At 68.5% G+C, this 16,055-nt stretch carries 17 protein-coding genes and 2 pseudogenes; 11 read left to right on the forward strand and 8 right to left on the reverse strand.

What is annotated here, in order from left to right; genetic code table 11:
* Window positions 1-376: 376 nt before the first annotated feature.
* Entirely contained in the window at window positions 377-976 is a 600-nt protein-coding gene (locus ACZ6ZP_RS18620) for a class I SAM-dependent methyltransferase (protein ID WP_469407526.1), read from the forward strand.
* 99 nt (window positions 977-1,075) lie between these two features.
* Here the strand turns inward: ACZ6ZP_RS18620 and ACZ6ZP_RS18625 are convergent, their stop codons facing one another.
* On the reverse strand, window positions 1,076-2,236 hold the full coding sequence (locus tag ACZ6ZP_RS18625) for an alkaline phosphatase PhoX (protein ID WP_468617195.1): 1,161 nt from the start codon (window positions 2,234-2,236) through the stop codon (window positions 1,076-1,078).
* A gap of 762 nt (window positions 2,237-2,998) precedes the next feature.
* Here ACZ6ZP_RS18625 and ACZ6ZP_RS18630 point away from each other — a divergent pair.
* On the forward strand, window positions 2,999-3,460 hold the full coding sequence (locus ACZ6ZP_RS18630; protein ID WP_383825079.1) for a hypothetical protein: 462 nt from the start codon (window positions 2,999-3,001) through the stop codon (window positions 3,458-3,460).
* 258 nt (window positions 3,461-3,718) lie between these two features.
* Here the strand turns inward: ACZ6ZP_RS18630 and ACZ6ZP_RS18635 are convergent.
* Both ACZ6ZP_RS18635 and ACZ6ZP_RS18640 read right to left on the reverse strand, forming a co-directional pair.
* A pseudogene (locus tag ACZ6ZP_RS18635) lies at window positions 3,719-3,880 on the reverse strand (hypothetical protein); the annotation flags it as partial.
* A 134-nt stretch (window positions 3,881-4,014) separates the two neighbouring features.
* Complete coding sequence (locus tag ACZ6ZP_RS18640; protein ID WP_361473405.1) at window positions 4,015-4,323, reverse strand: hypothetical protein; 309 nt, start codon at window positions 4,321-4,323, stop codon at window positions 4,015-4,017.
* A 737-nt stretch (window positions 4,324-5,060) separates the two neighbouring features.
* Here ACZ6ZP_RS18640 and ACZ6ZP_RS18645 point away from each other — a divergent pair.
* From ACZ6ZP_RS18645 to ACZ6ZP_RS18670, 6 genes and pseudogenes are all read left to right on the forward strand, one after another.
* On the forward strand, window positions 5,061-5,957 hold the full coding sequence (locus ACZ6ZP_RS18645; RefSeq protein WP_469407527.1) for an esterase/lipase family protein: 897 nt from the start codon (window positions 5,061-5,063) through the stop codon (window positions 5,955-5,957).
* 269 nt (window positions 5,958-6,226) lie between these two features.
* The gene (locus ACZ6ZP_RS18650) at window positions 6,227-7,489 is read left to right on the forward strand and encodes a sensor histidine kinase (protein WP_469407529.1); all 1,263 of its coding nucleotides are present in this window, start codon (window positions 6,227-6,229) and stop codon (window positions 7,487-7,489) included.
* Window positions 7,490-7,552: 63 nt separating this feature from the next.
* Window positions 7,553-7,774 (forward strand): hypothetical protein, encoded by a 222-nt coding sequence (locus ACZ6ZP_RS18655; protein ID WP_469407531.1) that lies wholly within the window; start codon window positions 7,553-7,555, stop codon window positions 7,772-7,774.
* A 123-nt stretch (window positions 7,775-7,897) separates the two neighbouring features.
* On the forward strand, window positions 7,898-8,104 hold the full coding sequence (locus ACZ6ZP_RS18660; protein WP_469407532.1) for a hypothetical protein: 207 nt from the start codon (window positions 7,898-7,900) through the stop codon (window positions 8,102-8,104).
* Between the two features lie 204 nt (window positions 8,105-8,308).
* Window positions 8,309-8,666, forward strand: a pseudogene (locus tag ACZ6ZP_RS18665) (transposase family protein); the annotation flags it as partial.
* Between the two features lie 149 nt (window positions 8,667-8,815).
* Entirely contained in the window at window positions 8,816-9,268 is a 453-nt protein-coding gene (locus tag ACZ6ZP_RS18670) for a hypothetical protein (RefSeq protein ID WP_351167716.1), read from the forward strand.
* Between the two features lie 122 nt (window positions 9,269-9,390).
* Here the strand turns inward: ACZ6ZP_RS18670 and ACZ6ZP_RS18675 are convergent, their stop codons facing one another.
* Window positions 9,391-9,912, reverse strand: a complete 522-nt coding sequence (locus tag ACZ6ZP_RS18675; RefSeq protein WP_469407533.1) for a hypothetical protein — start codon at window positions 9,910-9,912, stop codon at window positions 9,391-9,393.
* A 76-nt stretch (window positions 9,913-9,988) separates the two neighbouring features.
* Window positions 9,989-10,330, reverse strand: coding sequence for a hypothetical protein (locus ACZ6ZP_RS18680; RefSeq protein ID WP_469407534.1), 342 nt, complete (start codon window positions 10,328-10,330; stop codon window positions 9,989-9,991).
* Between ACZ6ZP_RS18680 and ACZ6ZP_RS18685 the strand changes: the two genes are divergently transcribed.
* Window positions 10,329-10,787, forward strand: coding sequence for a DUF6461 domain-containing protein (locus ACZ6ZP_RS18685; RefSeq protein WP_469407535.1), 459 nt, complete (start codon window positions 10,329-10,331; stop codon window positions 10,785-10,787). The two genes, ACZ6ZP_RS18680 and ACZ6ZP_RS18685, sit on opposite strands and share 2 nt — an antisense overlap.
* A gap of 271 nt (window positions 10,788-11,058) precedes the next feature.
* On the opposite strand, the gene ACZ6ZP_RS18690 is transcribed toward ACZ6ZP_RS18685, so the two are convergent.
* Complete coding sequence (locus tag ACZ6ZP_RS18690; protein ID WP_351167710.1) at window positions 11,059-11,793, reverse strand: S1 family peptidase; 735 nt, start codon at window positions 11,791-11,793, stop codon at window positions 11,059-11,061.
* 259 nt (window positions 11,794-12,052) lie between these two features.
* The gene (locus ACZ6ZP_RS18695) at window positions 12,053-12,232 is read right to left on the reverse strand and encodes a hypothetical protein (protein ID WP_384311867.1); all 180 of its coding nucleotides are present in this window, start codon (window positions 12,230-12,232) and stop codon (window positions 12,053-12,055) included.
* 375 nt (window positions 12,233-12,607) lie between these two features.
* On the opposite strand from ACZ6ZP_RS18695, the gene ACZ6ZP_RS18700 reads away from it, so the two are divergent.
* Together ACZ6ZP_RS18700 and ACZ6ZP_RS18705 are read left to right on the forward strand one after the other, a co-directional pair.
* Complete coding sequence (locus tag ACZ6ZP_RS18700) at window positions 12,608-13,525, forward strand: MurR/RpiR family transcriptional regulator (RefSeq protein ID WP_366464149.1); 918 nt, start codon at window positions 12,608-12,610, stop codon at window positions 13,523-13,525.
* A gap of 330 nt (window positions 13,526-13,855) precedes the next feature.
* The gene (locus ACZ6ZP_RS18705) at window positions 13,856-14,242 is read left to right on the forward strand and encodes a hypothetical protein (RefSeq protein ID WP_351167706.1); all 387 of its coding nucleotides are present in this window, start codon (window positions 13,856-13,858) and stop codon (window positions 14,240-14,242) included.
* Window positions 14,243-14,534: 292 nt separating this feature from the next.
* On the opposite strand, the gene ACZ6ZP_RS18710 is transcribed toward ACZ6ZP_RS18705, so the two are convergent.
* Window positions 14,535-15,869: a HEAT repeat domain-containing protein gene (locus tag ACZ6ZP_RS18710; protein ID WP_469407538.1), complete on the reverse strand. Its 1,335-nt coding sequence runs from the start codon at window positions 15,867-15,869 to the stop codon at window positions 14,535-14,537.
* Between the last annotated feature and the right edge of the window lie 186 nt (window positions 15,870-16,055).

The raw sequence follows: 16,055 nt of genomic DNA on the forward strand, positions 1-16,055 counted from the left end.
GCCCGGGCAGGCAGCCCTTCCGGCTACCGCTTCTGCGCGACGAACTTCGACAGCCGGTTCCTGGAGCACAACCCCGAGATCGCCTTCACGTACGACGGCTCGGTCGAGCGCACCGCGCAGATCCTCGCCGCCGCCGGATTCGAGGTCGACTGGAAGCTCTGGGAGGCGGACTACAGCAGGTGCGGCCCCTGCAGGCCGGGCGCGAACTGCCACTGAACTACCGGAAAAAACGGTCGGGCCTGGGGACTTGATGAACGCCCCAGGCCCCGACGCGTGCAGGCACGGGCAAGGCGGGTCGCTCCCTGAACCAGGGGGCGGCGGGCCGGTACGGTGACCAGCTCACAGAGCGGGTCCCACCGGCCACTTGAGGAGCTCGATGCCCACCGCGCCGCGCACTGCCGCCGAGTACTGGGACCGCTATTTGCCCGCCCGCGGCCCCGATGAGCCCGCTCCGCGGCCCGAGTTCGAGTGGACCCAGTACCCCGGCCACGGGCCCGGCCCCGAGCTGCTCGGCCATCCCGAGCACGCCCTGGACCTGGGGCCGGCCCAGGGCAAGGAAGCCGTGTTCCTGGCCCGGCGGGGAACCAAGGTGACGGGCGTCGACCTCTCCCACGTCCAGGTCGAGCGGGCCCGCTCCTGGTGGTCCGCCGAGCCGAACGTGTCGTTCCAGCACGCGGACGCGTGCGCCTTCCTCCGCCAGGACGACGGCGTGTATGACGCGGTCTACTCGGTGTGGGGCGCCCTGTGGTTCACCGACCCCGACGAGCTGCTCCCGCTGATCGCCGGGCGTCTTGCCCCGCTGCACACTTCACGCGAGTCGAGGCCTGCGTGCTGGACGCGCCGGAAGAGGGCACATCGGGCACCCTGCTGGTGTCCGCAGTCAGGGCGTAGTGCCGAAAGCCTGCGGAGCCGAGGGGCCGCCCCAGTCCAAGGGAAGGCCCCTCTGTCGCCGGCTTGGCGATGTCCTCGGGCTTGACTTGGTCGGCGGGGATGACCGTGCGGAGGGGTGCTTCTGGCGTGCCCGCAGGCGTGGGCTCGTTGCGGCGGGCCTGCGCGGCTCGTGGCAGTGGGCCGGTCAGCTGCGGAAGGGGCCTGTGACTTCGTAGGTGATGCCGCCGGACGAGCTGCCGCTCGTGCCCCGCTGGCTGGAGAAGTACAGGCGCTTGCCATCCGGCGAGAAGGCCGGGCCGCAGATCTCCGAGGAGGACTGGCCGTTGATCCGCAGGAACGTCGCGACCACGTCGTCCGGCGTGATGATGCAGATCTCCATGTTCCCGCCGTCCTCCGCGACGTACAGGTCGCCGGAAGACGAGCCGGTGACGTTGTCGACGCCGGTCAGCGGCGCTCCGCCACCGACGACCAGGGAGTCGTCGTAAGCCAGCTCATAGGTGCCGGCGGCCAGGTTGAGCTGCCAGACGCGGCCATCGCCCTTGGTGGTGAACCAGACGGTGTCGTTGGCGTAGTGGCAGCCCTCTCCACCGTTGAACAGCTTGGCGCCGGAGACCTGGTCGCGGGTCGGGGTGGGCGAGCCGTCCGGGTCGGGCACAGTCGCCCACGTGAAGCTGCCGGAGGTAGCGGTTCCGGCCTTGAGGACCTGGAGCGTGCCCGCCGACAGGTTGCCCCACGTGGACGGAACGAACCGATAGAAGCAGCCGTCCGACGCGTCCTCCGTCAGGTAGATCACCTTGCGGACCGGGTCGGCGGCCGCCGCCTCGTGGTTGAAGCGGCCCATGGCATCGCGGCGTACGGCGGCGTTCACGCCCCACGGGTCGGTCTCGTAGACGTAGCCGGTGCTGACCTCCTCGCAGGACAGCCAGGTGTTCCAGGGGGTCGCCCCGCCGGCGCAGTTGCGGTTGGTGTTGGACAGGATCCGATACGAACCGGTGATGGAGCCTGTCGAGTTGAACTTGATCGCGCCCGCGCCGCCGGTGGAGGAAACCTCCGAGTTGGAGACGTAGATCCAGCCCGTGCCGTCGGCGAAACAGGCACCGCCATCGGGGGCGTTGTGCCAGGTGTAGGTGGTGGAGCCGACCTTCTGGCCGGACCGGGCGATCACCCGGCTGGTGAAGCCGCTGGGCAGCTGGAGGCCGTTGGAGTCCGCCGTGCCGAGTGCTCCGTACGGACCAGGGCCCTTCTGTGCCGGCGCCGCGTAGGCCGCGCCCTGCATGAGCGTGTACCCGAATGCCGCTGCTGAGCCGCCGACGACTGCTCCACGCAGGAAACTACGACGTTCCACTTGATCACTCCAGGGGTTCGTGACCGTCCCTGCCGAACCGGTCGGGCGGCGGGGTCGCGAGGGGCGCTTCCGGAACCTAAGCGCCCCGGATTGACAGTGCATCAACAATCGATGAAGCGGAAGCGTCTGCTGCCGGCCTGTTGCGCCGCACTCTTTGCCAGAACCTGCCGCCTCACCGGTGGGGCCAGGCAGACGCGTTGACCGTGCTGAGGATCCGCCCTGGTGCAACCCGTGCGCCTCCAGGGCGACCTACACGGTCACCTTCGTCTCCCTCTCCTCGTCGGCGCGCCCGTGGGCGGCCACCGTCACCGATGTGGACGTCACCGAGGAGAAATGGACACCGCCGACACCTACACTGCCACCCCGCAGCACGCAGGCTCCGGGGCCGCGCTCGGCGGGGCGGACGGCGCGCCGAACGGGAGGATGATCGTGGCCGCCTGGCTGCCCGTCAGGCTGCCACGTCCGTTTTCGTGCGGCGGCATGGATTGGGCCTGGGCTGATGTACCGGGGGACCAGTGCCAGATCGCGACCGGTTCGACAAGAGCGCCGGGTCCTGCCCAGCAGCCGTCGCCCAGCGCGTCCCTCCTGATGCGGGTGTGACAATTGAAGACAACTCCCAGCGCGCGGCCGCCCGCGCTCGCGATGCCGGACCGCAGCCCACCGCAGCGGCGAACCGGCTGGTGACGTGAAGCGATCGGCCCACCGGAGCCCAGCTATACGATCGTGGCCGTTGCTTGACGGTGCCGGACGAGGAGTGAGCCCGTGGTCGCGCGAGTGCGGGAGCAGCGGCTTGAGGTGTTCGTGGACGATTTCACGTTCACGTTCCAGGAGTCCTGGGATGCTGAACTGCCGGTTGAGTATCCAGACGGCATCAACGTTGCGGCGTTCGTGAACACGTTTCCGGGTCGGGTGGACGTGACCAGCGCCGGCCACTTCCATACCGCCGAGGTTAAGGTCCAGGTGTGGGGCGAGCCTCCGCCCAGCGAAGACGTCACCGCGTGGGATGTGCAGGACGAGGCTGAGTTTGAGTCGCTGAGCGGCGATGTCGCTGTGTGGACACCGACCCTGGGACGCACCGACGAACTGATCGGGCTCGGCAGGGAGGGCTGGTGGCGTGTGCGTGTCCACTGTGCGGGGCGCGCGGAGGTGGCCGCACTGCGGGACTCCGGGGAGCCCGTGGTCGGAATCGAGCGCTACCTGGTGCAGTTCTTCCCGGCAGGCTGACCGGGACGGGGGCGGTCGGCGCGCACTGGCCGCCCCCGTTTCGTCACGTTGTGATCTTCACCAGGAAGGCGTCGCCCCCAGTGCCGCCTCCCACCGCGGGGCCGGCACGTGCAGTTTCGTGCTGGTCGGGGGAGTCAGCGACCAGGGGGCCGGCGGCGCGAGGCTGACGACCGGTCTCGAGGCCGTCTCCCTCGGCCGCCACCTGATGGGGCTGCGGCGCGGCCGTACCGCCACACCGCGGTCCGCTCTACAGCGGGACTACGACCGGTAGCTGTCCGACCCAACGGGCCAAGCCGTACTCACGGCAGGGCCTGATACATCGAGCGACCGGCACACAATCCGCTTGCCGGTTTCCGTCGCGGGAACGGCCCATCCTTCAGGGCCGTCCTCCCTCTCGATGGTGAACACGTCACGACCGTGCTGAGGTTGCGTGCTCGCTCACCAGCGGGCGGCCAGCATGAGCACCACCGCAGTGGCCGGGCCACTCGCCGGCGCCGCCCGGGCGCGGCCCTACGGGTGGCTCGCCACGCCGCTCACCGCCGACCGCCCTGGCCTCACCAGCAGGGGCCGCCCGTGGTCTCGCTCTTGTTCCAGTCGAAGTTGTCGATGGACATCCAGCCGTGTGTCCGGGTTTCCGCGACGCGCCCGTACACCCATACGTTGCCGTGGGAGTTCTGCACCCAGCAGTGGAAGTACAGCTTCTTGCCCTTCTCGACGCGGTCAACATTGTCGCAGTACGAGTACCACATGTTCTTGAGGTTGTACGTCCCCTTCATGATCCCGTACCCGCGGTCGAGATTGGGGCCAGTCTGAGTGTTGCACGCGGCCGCTGCCGAGGTCGGGGTCGCTGCTGAGGCGGACACGCCTCCGAATCCCGTGACAAGGGCAAAGGCCGCCGTAGTAAGGGCCAACTTCCGCTGGATGTTCATGCCGTTCCTCTCGTTTGAAGGAGGATCCGAGACCCTCGGTCGCTCGGAGAAGCTACCGAGCGACGTCCGGGATGCGCGTCCAGTGGTGGGTTGACCCCCCGTACAACTTCCGCTGTACCGCGGAAGTTGTACGGCGCGAGTGAGCCGGTGCCGCCGGTGCAGCCGGCGATGCCGACAGCGACGGTCAGGGGGGCAGATGTGTCGGTGTCGCTGCAAGACCCGCGGAGTGCGGCCACCACGATCCGCGAACTTGGCATCGTCGCCTCGGCGCGATCGTCGCTCGTAGTCGGGACGGCATGCCCACATCAGGAGCGAGGGCGAGTGTGACGGCGGGCTTGGTAGGACTCGGCGGTCTTGTGGTAGCGGATGGTGAGGCCGCGCGGGTGCGTGACGGTCAGGCGTAAGGCGTTGGTTTGACATGTGGCCTCTGTCAAACGAGAGCAGTAGACGGGACGTCCAACCACCGGGCGATGCGCCCGTTCGGGGCCTGACCCTAGCTTCGGCCGTGCGGAGCATGCAGTATCCGCATCCGCATCCGCATCCGCATCCGAAACAGGTCAGCAGGAGGAGAGATGCACTTAAGAGCTACAGCTACAGCTACAGCTACAGCTACTTCTACGTCACGCAGAACCGGGCGGAGGCGCGGCGCCGGAGCCGCGCTGCTCCTAGCTTTGACCGCAGCCCTGGCGATGCTGCTGGGTCTGGCCTCGCCGGCGGCGGCAGAAGCCGCGCCGCCCCGCGACGACAGTGTCGACGAACCGGTCATCATGATCCACGGCTTCCACGAGCGGCCCTTCCTGGGTGACCCGGTGCCCTGGGGATACGACTGCGGTGACTGGTGGAAGGCCACCCAGGGCGCGATGACCGCCCAGGGCTGGACCGGCGAACTTCGCACTTACGGCTACTACCAGAGCGACAGCAACTGCAACTGGTACTACACCGACGACACTCCTGACGAGGCGAAGAAGACCCAGCTCGGGGACCGCAACACGCCACTCACCGACATCGCCCGGGATCTCGCGTGGAAGATCTACCGTTCCTACTCGTCCAAGGGCAAGTCGGTGGACGTCATGGCGCACTCCATGGGCGGCTTGGTCATCCGCTCCGCACTCACCGAAGTCAGCAAGGCCAACCCCTGGTTCCCGCCGTACCTGTACGTCGAGGACGTCGTCACCTACGGCACCCCGCATAGCGGGACCACCGTCAGCGCCCTGTGCGGAAACCCTCTCAACCGCTTCAACCAGTGCGACGAGATGCAGATCAACTCGGCGTTCCTGCAGAATCAGATCGAGAACCCACAAGGCGCGCACGGGACCGACTGGACGCTCTTCGGCTCTGACTTCGACTACATCGTGCCAGCTTGGAGCGCCACCGGCATGAAGGCCGACCACAAGGTGATCTATGACCGGAGCGCGCGGATCAACCATCAGCGACTCCATGCGGTCACCGACGGTACGTACGGCATGGAGTACATCAACACCCCGAACACCCGCTGGACCCACGACGACAGTGGAGCGGCGCCGGTGCGTGCCGGCACCAACTCGCTGTACTGGCACAAGGCCTGGTAACCACCGCCGGCCGTCGTCCCACGACCGCCGACGAGAACAGGAACCACCACCGGCACCACAGGGCTCATCGCAGGTGTGGCCGCGGCAACCAGCCGCGGTCATGCCCATGGCGGCGGTCGCAGGAACGCGCCGCCTGCGAGGGGCCCTGGGGCGCAGCTGACCCGGAACACGTTTCACCGGTTGCGGCGCAGGGCTGCTGCTCCGTCCCACCCGCACCAGGTCCTGCCGAATCAAGGGCTGTGAGGGCGCGGTTCGTTTAACCTGCAGCAATGCGGGCGGGGAAGGAACGAGTTCGGCAGTACGCCGTCGATCTGGGCATCGCCGTGGCTGTCCTGGCCATCACGCTGGTATACGCGGTGACCCACCACACGCCGCGGTGGCCGGACTTCGACTCCGCGGCCGTCGTGCTCACCGTGGCCGTCAATCTGCCCTTGGCGCTGCGCCGCCGGATGCCGTGGACGGTCCTGCTGGTCACCAGCGCCGCCCTGGCCGCTTACACGGCCGCCGGATACCAGCCGACCGTCAACGTCTGGTCGCCGATGCTGGCCTTCCTCACCGTCGCCTCCGTGTACCCGCCCCGCAAGGCGGCGCCCGGCGCGGCCCTCGCCACCGCCGTATGGATCCACCACGCCCTCAGCGCGGGCACGTCGTCCATGTGGCTGGCCGTCGTGGAGACCTTGGCGTTCGTCACCATCGTCTGGGGCATCGGCTACAACCAGCGCCGTCTGCGGCAGAGCAACCGGCACCTCGCCCGGCTCACCGAGCGACTGCGACAGCAAGAAGGAGTTTTGGCACGCCAGGCTGTGGCGGAGGAGAGACTCCGTCTCGCCCGGGAGCTCCATGATGTCGTGACCCATCATCTGTCGGTCGTGTCCCTGCACAGCGGACTCGCCCGCCTCGTATGCGACAAGAACCCCCGGCAGACCCGCGACGCGCTGAGCACCATCGAGGCCTCCACCCACCGTGCCCTGGCCGACATGCGCGACCTGCTGCGCGTACTCCGCGTGCCACCGGACGACGCTGATGTTCCGGGGGAGGCGCAGGACGGTCGCACCGTGGGCCTGCAGGACGTCGAAGCGCTGGCCGCCTCGTTGGACGCCGTCGGCCTCAGCGTCACGACGACTGTCACCGGCGCTCCGCGCCCCCTCATGCCACACGCCGACCTGTGCGCCTACCGGATCGTCCAGGAGGCCCTGACCAACGTGCTGCGGCACGCCGGGTACGGCACCTGTGTCGCCCTGTCGATCGACCACGGGCCCGCCGGTCTCGCCGTCGCCGTCCGCGACGAGGGCGGCCCCCGCGAAGGCGCTCCCGCATCCGGGCACGAGGAGCTCACGGGCGTGCGCTCGATTGTGCGCTCGGGTGGGCGGGGGCTGCAGGGCATGCGCGAACGCGTCCGTCTGTACGACGGCGAATTCCACGCAGGCCCCCGCCAACCCAAGGGCTACGAGGTGGTGTTCACCCTGCCCCATCCCTACCGCGCCGACGCGGACGAGGACGGCGCACGGGTACGCGGTGTCGCCCAGCCGTGAGGAGCGGGTCAGCCGAGGAGGCTCCGTCCCCGGCGGTCACTGTCGTCCCGACAACCGCTGGCCATGTCTGATCCGCCCCACGCGGCATACGAGGCGCACTTCGCCCGCTCCCTCTTCCAACTGCTGGCGGGGGCAGGCTGGAAGCGTCTGGACGTCTTGCGTGTCAGCAGCACGGGCGTGCTGCTCGGCGGTGCACCGGCCAGCTACAGAGCCCAGACGGCGCTCGTGCGGCAGCAGCGCATGGCCGGGTCGTCAATCGACTACCTGCTGCCTGCCTGCCCCTGAGCCATGGGCTCGTTGGACGTGATGCCGAACGACACGAACTTTGAGCCAGAGCGGAAAGGTTCGCCGTCGGCAGACGTCGCGTGCCACGGTGTACTCATCGCACGTTCACCAAGGGGAGATGAGATGAAGCGGATGACTCGTTGGACCACAGGCCTGCTCGCCGTGGGTGGATTCGCCGTGGCCTTGCTGGCCGCTCCGGCCGCAAGCGCCCAGGCGAACGAACTAACTGTGCAGTGCTCCGGCGGCTGCGCCCAGTCAGTGCCGGACGGATTCCAGGTGTCCTCCACCACAGGGGACGTCACCACCAACGGCAACTGGGACCCGCACTAGACCCGCGGACACGGGCGACTGCCAAGGCCCGACGATCTCCGCAAAGGCGTGTGCCGCTGCACCCGACCGTGAACCGGCCATATCCGCTGCCTGGCTGGGGCGTTGAGGCCGAACAGGTGTGGGTGGAGAGGTTCACCGGCTGTCGGTAGAGCAGTTCGGGCGGCTGCTGAAGCCGGCCCGGGACCGGAGCGGCAACGGAACCTTGCGGGGGCCCGCCTCGTGATCGCCGCCGCCCGGCCGGTGCCGCGCACCACCGCGGACGCGCACGCCTGGCGCGCCTCCGGCCTGACCGAGTACTGCCGACGCGTGACCCTCCTGGGCGACGGCGCCTACCTCAACTGCGCGATGGTCGTGCCGCACCGCATACGCCCCCGACGGGACCTGCTGCCGGGCGAAAGGGACGACAACGCTACGCACCCGCGCGGTCCGCGCTCGGGTGGAGCATGTGATCGGCAGGACGAAGAACTACAAGATCCTCCGCGACTGCCCACAACACGGCGACGGCCTTCACCACGCCGCCCAAGCCGTCGCCCACATGCACAACCTCGCGCTCGCATCATGACCAGAAGACCGCGCTCACTCACCCTGACCTGCCCGAACACAGCCTTGTGCAACAGGCGTTAAATTCTGTCCAGTGAATGGGTCCCGGTTCGGCCCAGGACTGCGCGGCTGATTCTGGACGGCTCCCACTCCCTCTGCGAGGGTGGATTGGTGACCGAGGGGGAACGGGAAACACTGGCGGTTGCGCTGGATCACGCCTGGCGCTGGTACGAGAACCGACGGGGTCGAGCTCACTATCTGATGCAGATTCTCGTCGTGTGGCTGGCGATACTGGGTACGGCCTACGGCGTCACGCTGCAGGCGAGGCTCTACGGCATTGGCGGCTGCTTCGCTGTGTTGGCGGCGCTCAGCGTGGTAGCTCTTCACTTGGAGTCATCGCGGCTGAGGGCGTCAGCAGAACTTGCCGCTAGGGCCGTTGCCGAGTTGCAGAGCCGCCTTGCTGACGCACTCGACATGGAGGCAATGCGTCTGCAACAGCGTGAGGACGATACGTGCCCCTCTGACCCGCGTTTCCTGGGGTGGGACCAAGGGCATTGGCTCTCAGCCGTGAGCATCGTTGTCGCATTGGCCGGGGCTCTCTACACGTGGGTGATGCTGCCGTAGAGCGCCGCCTTCAATCGCGACAGCTCTGCCGCCCGCCCACATGTCAGCCTGCACCCTCCTTCCTACGTGGCTTTACGGGACAACTCTTCGGGGCAGCCGGGCAGGCAACGTTCTGAGGTGCTTCACAAGATGTTCCGCAGATCCACTACTTGCTCGTGCTGCTGGACTTCGGGGGAGAGGTAGTTGTGCTGGCGTCCTTCGGCGAACAGGTCGCGCAGGTACATTCCGGGGAAGTCCAGCAGTTCATGCCGGTGTGCAAGGCCGATGCGCACTCGATAGGGGGCCTCGCCGTCCAGGAGCAGTACGTCACACCAGTCCTGGCTCGTGGATTGGAAGCCGATCGTCAGGATGTGGTCCTCGGCGAGAGGCGTGATCCAGGTCGCCATGTCCTCCAGCAGCCAGGCCATGTTCATCCATGAAGGCGCGTGCGCAGCGGGTTGCCAGTCGTGCTCTCGCCGTCCCGCGCGCCCGGGCACGGGCGGTTCCCCCTCGGCGTATGCGGGTGGGTCCACCGGGCCGTCCGTCGCGGTGAAGGTCACCTGGCGGGGCTGCACCGCGATGGCCGAAACTCGGAAGCCCTCCTGTGCCAGGTCGAAGGCGGCCTCGGAGGCGCGGGTGAGGAATTCGCTTTCAGGACTGGCCACAAAGCCCCTTTCAGGAAGCATGAAGACGCTGTCCCGGCCCGCCCGGGCCGGAGACAGCGTTGGATGAACTGCGGGTTTACTGCAGCTTGGTGTATGAACCTACGTAGCGGCACTGGTCCTCGTCGGCAGTCTTCACGCTACCGGTCTGCTGCGCGCCTGCCGCAAGGACCTCCACCTCATAGACCAGGGATATGCGGACGTTGTGCCCCCCCGCCGGACGCGCCTCCCCGAAAGAGAGAAAGTGGCCGTGCCCGACAGCATTGAGTGGATCGCCGATGCATGGAACGCCAGGGGCCTGTACATCACTTGTGCCCGTGGCCTCGGTCCGCGGCACCTGGCTGAGCGCATGGCCGATCACGAGCCCGTAGAGGTCCGATCGGCTGTCACCCTTCCAGGAAGCATCCAGCCTGGTCGACATGGCCCAGGTCTACTGCGTGGGGCGCATCGGTCAGGCCGGCGACTGGTCGTTCGTCGTGGAGAGCGGAGGCAGCGAAGGCTGGGCTCTGGACCCGGCCGTGTCCCGTGGCGCCGAGGTACTGATCTTCGATCCGCGCCCGGACGACCCGCCCGCCTTCTTCAGCTATCACGCCAACGGCGAGGTACAGCTTCACTTTGAGCTGGGCGCCGGCTATGACCCGGTCGGAGCCCGGCCCGATCTGCTGCGCCCCGGCCTCGAAGCCGCCGGAGTCATCGCGCCACGAGACTCCATCGACGACATGCTGGGTGCGGACGAGGAACTGTCGGCACACGCACAACAGCGCCAGGTGCTGGCAGTCATCGGTGAGCACTTCGCACTGTCCCTGCCGCAGCAGACCATCGAGAACGGTCGCCTGCCTGCCGTAGTGACCCGCACAGCGCCCCCATCCTCCTGGTAGCAGAAGTGCTCCGTACGCCAGGTTGAGCTTGTGCGGTTCTGCTGGACGTATGTGAGCGCTATCGAGTAGCGCGGAGGAGGCGGCGGCGGGATCGTCCTCGTGCTCGGTGCCTGGGAACAAGCGGCTTGGCGGCGGCTCTCGGCTGAGGTTGAGGGGCTACGAAAACGGGGATGGGGCCGTAACCCCGGCCCCCCTGGCGGAACTGGCGGCCGGGGCGCAGGTCGGGGACGAAGGCCTCCAGGACGGCGCGGCGCAGTACGCCGCGCCGACGCTATCGTCGGATGACGGAGCGAATCCAGGAGAGTTGCTGGGACACTTCCCCGGCCTGGGCGCCCTTCTCCCGGTCGGAGCCGTTGAAGACACCGATGAGGGTTTCGGTGCCACGCGGACCGACGGTCATCACCGGGCCTCCGGAGTCGCCCCCGGCGGGAATCCCGGACACCTTCTTCATACAGAAGTCGGGGCCGCCCGGGGCGGTGTGGCCCGCGCACCGGGGGTCGTCCGGCCGTACGACCTTCAGGTCCGACTGCTTGAGGACGGGAGACTGGCAGGCGCTCTCGTCGGTGGTGCAGGTGGCACCCCATCCGTACTGCCGTACGGCCTGGCCGCGGTGGACGCCGACCGTGGCGAGGCGCGCCGTACGGACGTTCATCGGCGGGACCTTGACGAGCATCATGTCGGCGTGCGCGCTGCCCACGCGCTTGCGGGGAATGGGGCGGACCGTAGTGCCTCGTCGCATGTCGAGATGGCCCACCCGGAAAGAGATCCGCTTGTCGGCGACCGGCAGTGCCTGCTCGTAGAAGCAGTGTGAGGCGGTGAGGATCCACTGGCGGGAGACCGCTGTCCCGGTGCACGCCGGTTTGCCGTCAACGAGCATGCGTACCGCCCACGGGCCGTAGGTGCTCTTTGATCCGCCGATGACGGCGAAGGCCGGAGTGGATGACATCACCGAGCCCACGACCAGCGCCAGGGCGGTCAGCAGCAGGACACGAAAGCGACGCACCATGCAGAACAACTCCTCTCAGGGGGTACAGATGTACAGGTAGTGAGAGGCCCCCCTGAGCAAAAGCGTTCCGCGTCATCAAAACAACTGGCTCCGGGCCTCGGGCCGCAGCCCAGGACGTAGTTGGCACGACCGGCAAGAAGGGCGCCTACGACCACGCCAGGGAATGGAACGCCGGCGCAGCCGGTCAGTGAACGGGGCAACCCGCTCTACGCGAGTGCTCTACGCGAGGCCGGGCGGCGAGCTCGCCCAGCGCGCGCCCTCACGGGGTGAACGCCGCCTCACGGGGTGAACACGGCTGCGGTTCGGCGGAGCCGAGGTCCTGCGGCCAGTCGTCCGCGGAGAAGCGGTAGTTGCGCGAGGACGCGGCAACCGTGCGGTCGCGGACCGCCTTCAGTAGCCGTCCGAACTGATCCCCACCCGAAAGCCGGTGCATGTCCACCCAAGGAGGGGACACGCACGGGGATGCCCATGCCGCCGCGGTGCTCTCCATGACGGGGGCTGGGCTCGCCGTCGGTGAGTTCCCGGCAACCGCGGCGGGTCGCGAGGACATGAGCGCGGGCACGGCCCACCCGTCGAGCGGGGCAGTCGTTTGTGCCGCGCGCCGTGCGGCCAGTGAGCCGAGCCCGGCCACTGCCCGGCCACTGCCCGGCCACCGCCCCGCACTTGCCGTACGAGCGCCGGGAGGCTTTCGCCCGCCTCCACCCGCCGCTGTCCGGTCCGTCGCACCGACACAGGCGGCGGTGGGCGGCTGACGGGGCGGGCACAGGGTGTGAGCTATGTTGGGTGCCGAGTGACATAAGAGGGAGGCCCGTCGGTGTCATCCGGGCAGCAGGCACGCGCCCAGGCGGCCGCCATCACGCCGGGCGGGAAGTCGCCGGACCATGAGCGCGCCCCCGGTGAGCGGGTCCGTGCGCTGTTCGACGGCCATCGGCTGTCCCCGGGGAAGCGGCGCATCGCCCAGTACCTGATCGATCACCTCACCGAAGCCGCGTTCCTCTCGATCACCGAGCTGGCGGAACGGGTCGGTGTCAGCCAGCCGTCCGTGACCCGCTTCGCCGTCTCCCTCGGGTTCAGCGGTTATCCCGCCCTGCGGGACGCGCTCCAGCCGATCGCCCTGAGCGCGGTCGCGGGCTCCCCGGGGGGCAGCGAACAGTTCCGGCACAACGCGCTGCAGGCGGCCGTGGACGCCGAGATCGAGAACCTGCAGAACCTACGTCGCCTGCTCGCCGACACCGACCAGACGCTGGACATCGGGCGCGAGCTGGCCGGTTCCGTGCCGTTGACCGTGCTCGGCCTGCGAATCTCGGTGTCGCTGGCGGAGTACTTCGCCTACGCGGCCCGGCGCATCCACCCCGACGTGCGCCTGGTGACCCGTGGCGGCAGCGTGGCCTATGACGCCCTGCTGCAGTCCCGGGAGGCGGGCGGAACCTGGATGCTGGCCTATGCCATGCCCCGGCACGCCAAGGAGACCCTGGGCGCGCTCCGGGCCGCGCGGAGCGTGGGGCTCCGTACCGCGCTGATCACCGATTCCACCCTGGGGCCGCTGGCGGACGCGGCGGACGTGACTCTGACCGCGGGCACCGGGTCCCGGCTCGTCTTCGACTCTTACGCGGCGCCCGGCATGCTGTCCGCGGCCCTGCTGCAGGCGATGGCCGACGCGGATCCTGAGCGGACGCAGGCACGCCTCGAAGGCTACGAGCAGGTCGCCGACCAGCACGGTTTCTTCCTGTAGGCCGATCCCCCCACTCGGCTCGCGGCCCCCTGTCTTGCGCTGGGCATTTCACCCTTCCCTCCGCATGTAATTTTTCATTCCCTTGCTTACTCAACGGTATATATGTTTACTTGCCCGGCGCCCCGGATCCACCAGACGCCAGGGAGAGCGACCCCAAGCCCTCCCGGAAGCAGACACGCGGTGTGACGTCTCCTCCTCACGTCCCGCCCGTGCCCGGTCCCGGCTTTCGGATCACACCGGAGCGCTCAAGGCGGCCTCGGTCAACCCCTGGGCCGAGGCCGCCGCAACAACGTCTCGATCAGAGTTCGACACCACTCGGAAGCGACGAGAATGCGCCAGACTGCCTCCATCACGCTCAGCCCCGACTGGCCCTGCCAGGTCAACCCGCCCGGCACCCAGGACTGGGAACGCACGGCGATGCGCTGGCTGCGGGACCTGCTCCCGGCCCGGTACGGCACCTATCCGACGCTGTCCCGCCATCCCGCACTGCTCGTCCGGCACGCACAGCTCCAACTGCAGCACGAGGTACGGACGGTGCGGATCGCCCTGGAGACCAGCCGGGCGGAACTGCCGGCGATGGGCGTGTCCGCGTCCGTGATCGAGAACTCCATCAGGATGTACGCCGCTGAACTCCAGCAACTGGGCCGCCTGTCCCGAGGAGTCCGCCTCATCGGCGACGCCCTGGAGCAGCCCACAACGGGCCGATCTCGGCGCTGACTTCAGCGATCACATCCGCGGTCAAACGGCGATGCACCTGGCACCCGTCCACGCCAGTACACCCGGGACCTCGCCAGGAACATCAGCGTTCTACGGTGCCGATGCCGACGCGGTCGTACCGGTCGCCGACGACCATGGCAGGTGAAAGCTCCTGTTCGGCGGCCTTCAGTTCAGTTGGGTTTCAGCCGGATGCCCGCGGCCGTGGCCCGTCGGACGTTCACTCGTCGGCGGTCCGGGTGGCCCGCAGCCGGCGCGAGAAGCAACATGGGCGGTCACCTTCCCTGCCTGTTGCTCAGTCAGTTGGCCGGTGGCGCTGCTGATAGGCCCAGTAGGCGAGAATGCGGTGGTCCTCTTGGTGCGGGCCGATCCAGCCGAAATCCGGAGGGAGCTCGCCGACACGTTCCCAGGCCTGCTCGGTGCGGGGATCATCCTGGCGAGCGAGGGCGTAGACGATCTCCAGACGCAGGAGCTGGTGCTCCTCGTCCAGCAGGGCGACGAGGGCGTCGGTGACGGCCGGCGTCCGGTCGTCGCAGTTGACCAATGAGATGCCGGCTTGGGCCCGGACGGTGGAGTCGCGGTCGCCGGTGAGGGTCAGCAGCGCCGCTCGGAACGCGGGCGTGGCGTGGGCGGCCAGCTCTGGGGCGGTGGAGCTACGGACATCGGGTTCGGGATCGTGCGACAGGGTGAGCAGGGTCGTGGCAGCAGCTTCGGTCGGCGGGGCCTCTCGTGGGATCAGGTTGGCAATCTGGCTGCGCACGCGCGCATCGGGATGGTCGGCGTATCGGAGAGCGAAGGACTCGTGGTCGGGGTGCTCATGTTCGGCATAGACCTCCAGGACCCGGGCGAGCACCATGCCGTCGGGTTCGGCGAGGGCCCAGGCCGCGAGGAACTCAGCATCCTGCGCGGTGTCCTGGCGCTGGTCCCACCACGCCGAATGGTTCCGGCTCCACACGACATCGGCGAGGAAGCTGCGGCGGACGGGGTCGGGGTGGTGCTGCAGGGCTTTCAGCTCGGACCAGTCCTGCGGGCTCTGGCGTCGGCCGAGGACATGTCTGGCGTTGGCCCAGTTGACGTCTAACTGGCTTGGGACCCTGTAGAGGACGGCGCGTGCCACCAGCTCGGCCACCGGTGCCAGGATGTCGAGCCGCTCCTCCAAGGAGGTGAGGATGGCGCTGTGGCCGGCCCGGACGGTGAGTCCGCCCAGGGAGACCTCCTCGACGTCCGTGTACATGCCGTCGTTGACCAGACGGCGGATGGCCGGGCCCGTGGCTCCCGTTCGCCGGCGCAGTTCCTCCTCCTCGCCCGTCTCCCACCAGTGCCGCGCGAGGTCGAGCAGGCGCTCCCAGACGCCGGGGGCGAGCCGCAACCGCGGATCGCTGCCGAGCAGGGCATCGACCAGCGCATCCGAACCAAGATCCACGGCCCGCAGCAGGGGCGTCGTGCCGTCCGGCAGCTCGCGGCCGGGATCCGCACCGGCTTCCGTCAAGACCTCAGCGGTCTTGTCATCGAACCCGGCCACCGCGGCACAGAGCAGCGGAAGGCCGTCGGGGCCCGGAGTGTCCGGCGGGGCGCCTTCTTCCAGAAGGGCTCTGACCGTATCGGCGTCTTTGGCGGATACGGCAGCCACCAGTTGGTCGCTCAGGTCGTGTTGCGATGTCGGCACAATCCCCCAGGTGCTTTTCGATCAGCACACGGTATCCGAACAGAGGTGCCACACATAGGTGCCGCACACATGCCCTCAGGACATGCCCAGATCGCGGCTAAGCAAGCGACGCGACACTTGCCGCGCGCCTGGACACGGCGGCCGGCGCGC

The organism is Streptomyces sp. NPDC054047 (assembly GCF_055585065.1).

Excerpts from the sequence above, each read along its gene's own strand:
- ACZ6ZP_RS18660 (WP_469407532.1), top strand. The coding sequence starts at position 7,898 with ATGAAGCGGATGACTCGTTGGACCACAGGCCTGCTCGCCGTGGGTGGA.
- ACZ6ZP_RS18655 (WP_469407531.1), top strand. The coding sequence starts at position 7,553 with ATGTCTGATCCGCCCCACGCGGCATACGAGGCGCACTTCGCCCGCTCC.
- ACZ6ZP_RS18680 (WP_469407534.1), bottom strand. The coding sequence starts at position 10,330 with ATGTCGACCAGGCTGGATGCTTCCTGGAAGGGTGACAGCCGATCGGAC.
- ACZ6ZP_RS18690 (WP_351167710.1), bottom strand. The coding sequence starts at position 11,793 with ATGGTGCGTCGCTTTCGTGTCCTGCTGCTGACCGCCCTGGCGCTGGTC.
- ACZ6ZP_RS18620 (WP_469407526.1), top strand. The coding sequence starts at position 377 with ATGCCCACCGCGCCGCGCACTGCCGCCGAGTACTGGGACCGCTATTTG.
- ACZ6ZP_RS18685 (WP_469407535.1), top strand. The coding sequence starts at position 10,329 with ATGGCCCAGGTCTACTGCGTGGGGCGCATCGGTCAGGCCGGCGACTGG.
- ACZ6ZP_RS18650 (WP_469407529.1), top strand. The coding sequence starts at position 6,227 with ATGCGGGCGGGGAAGGAACGAGTTCGGCAGTACGCCGTCGATCTGGGC.
- ACZ6ZP_RS18705 (WP_351167706.1), top strand. The coding sequence starts at position 13,856 with ATGCGCCAGACTGCCTCCATCACGCTCAGCCCCGACTGGCCCTGCCAG.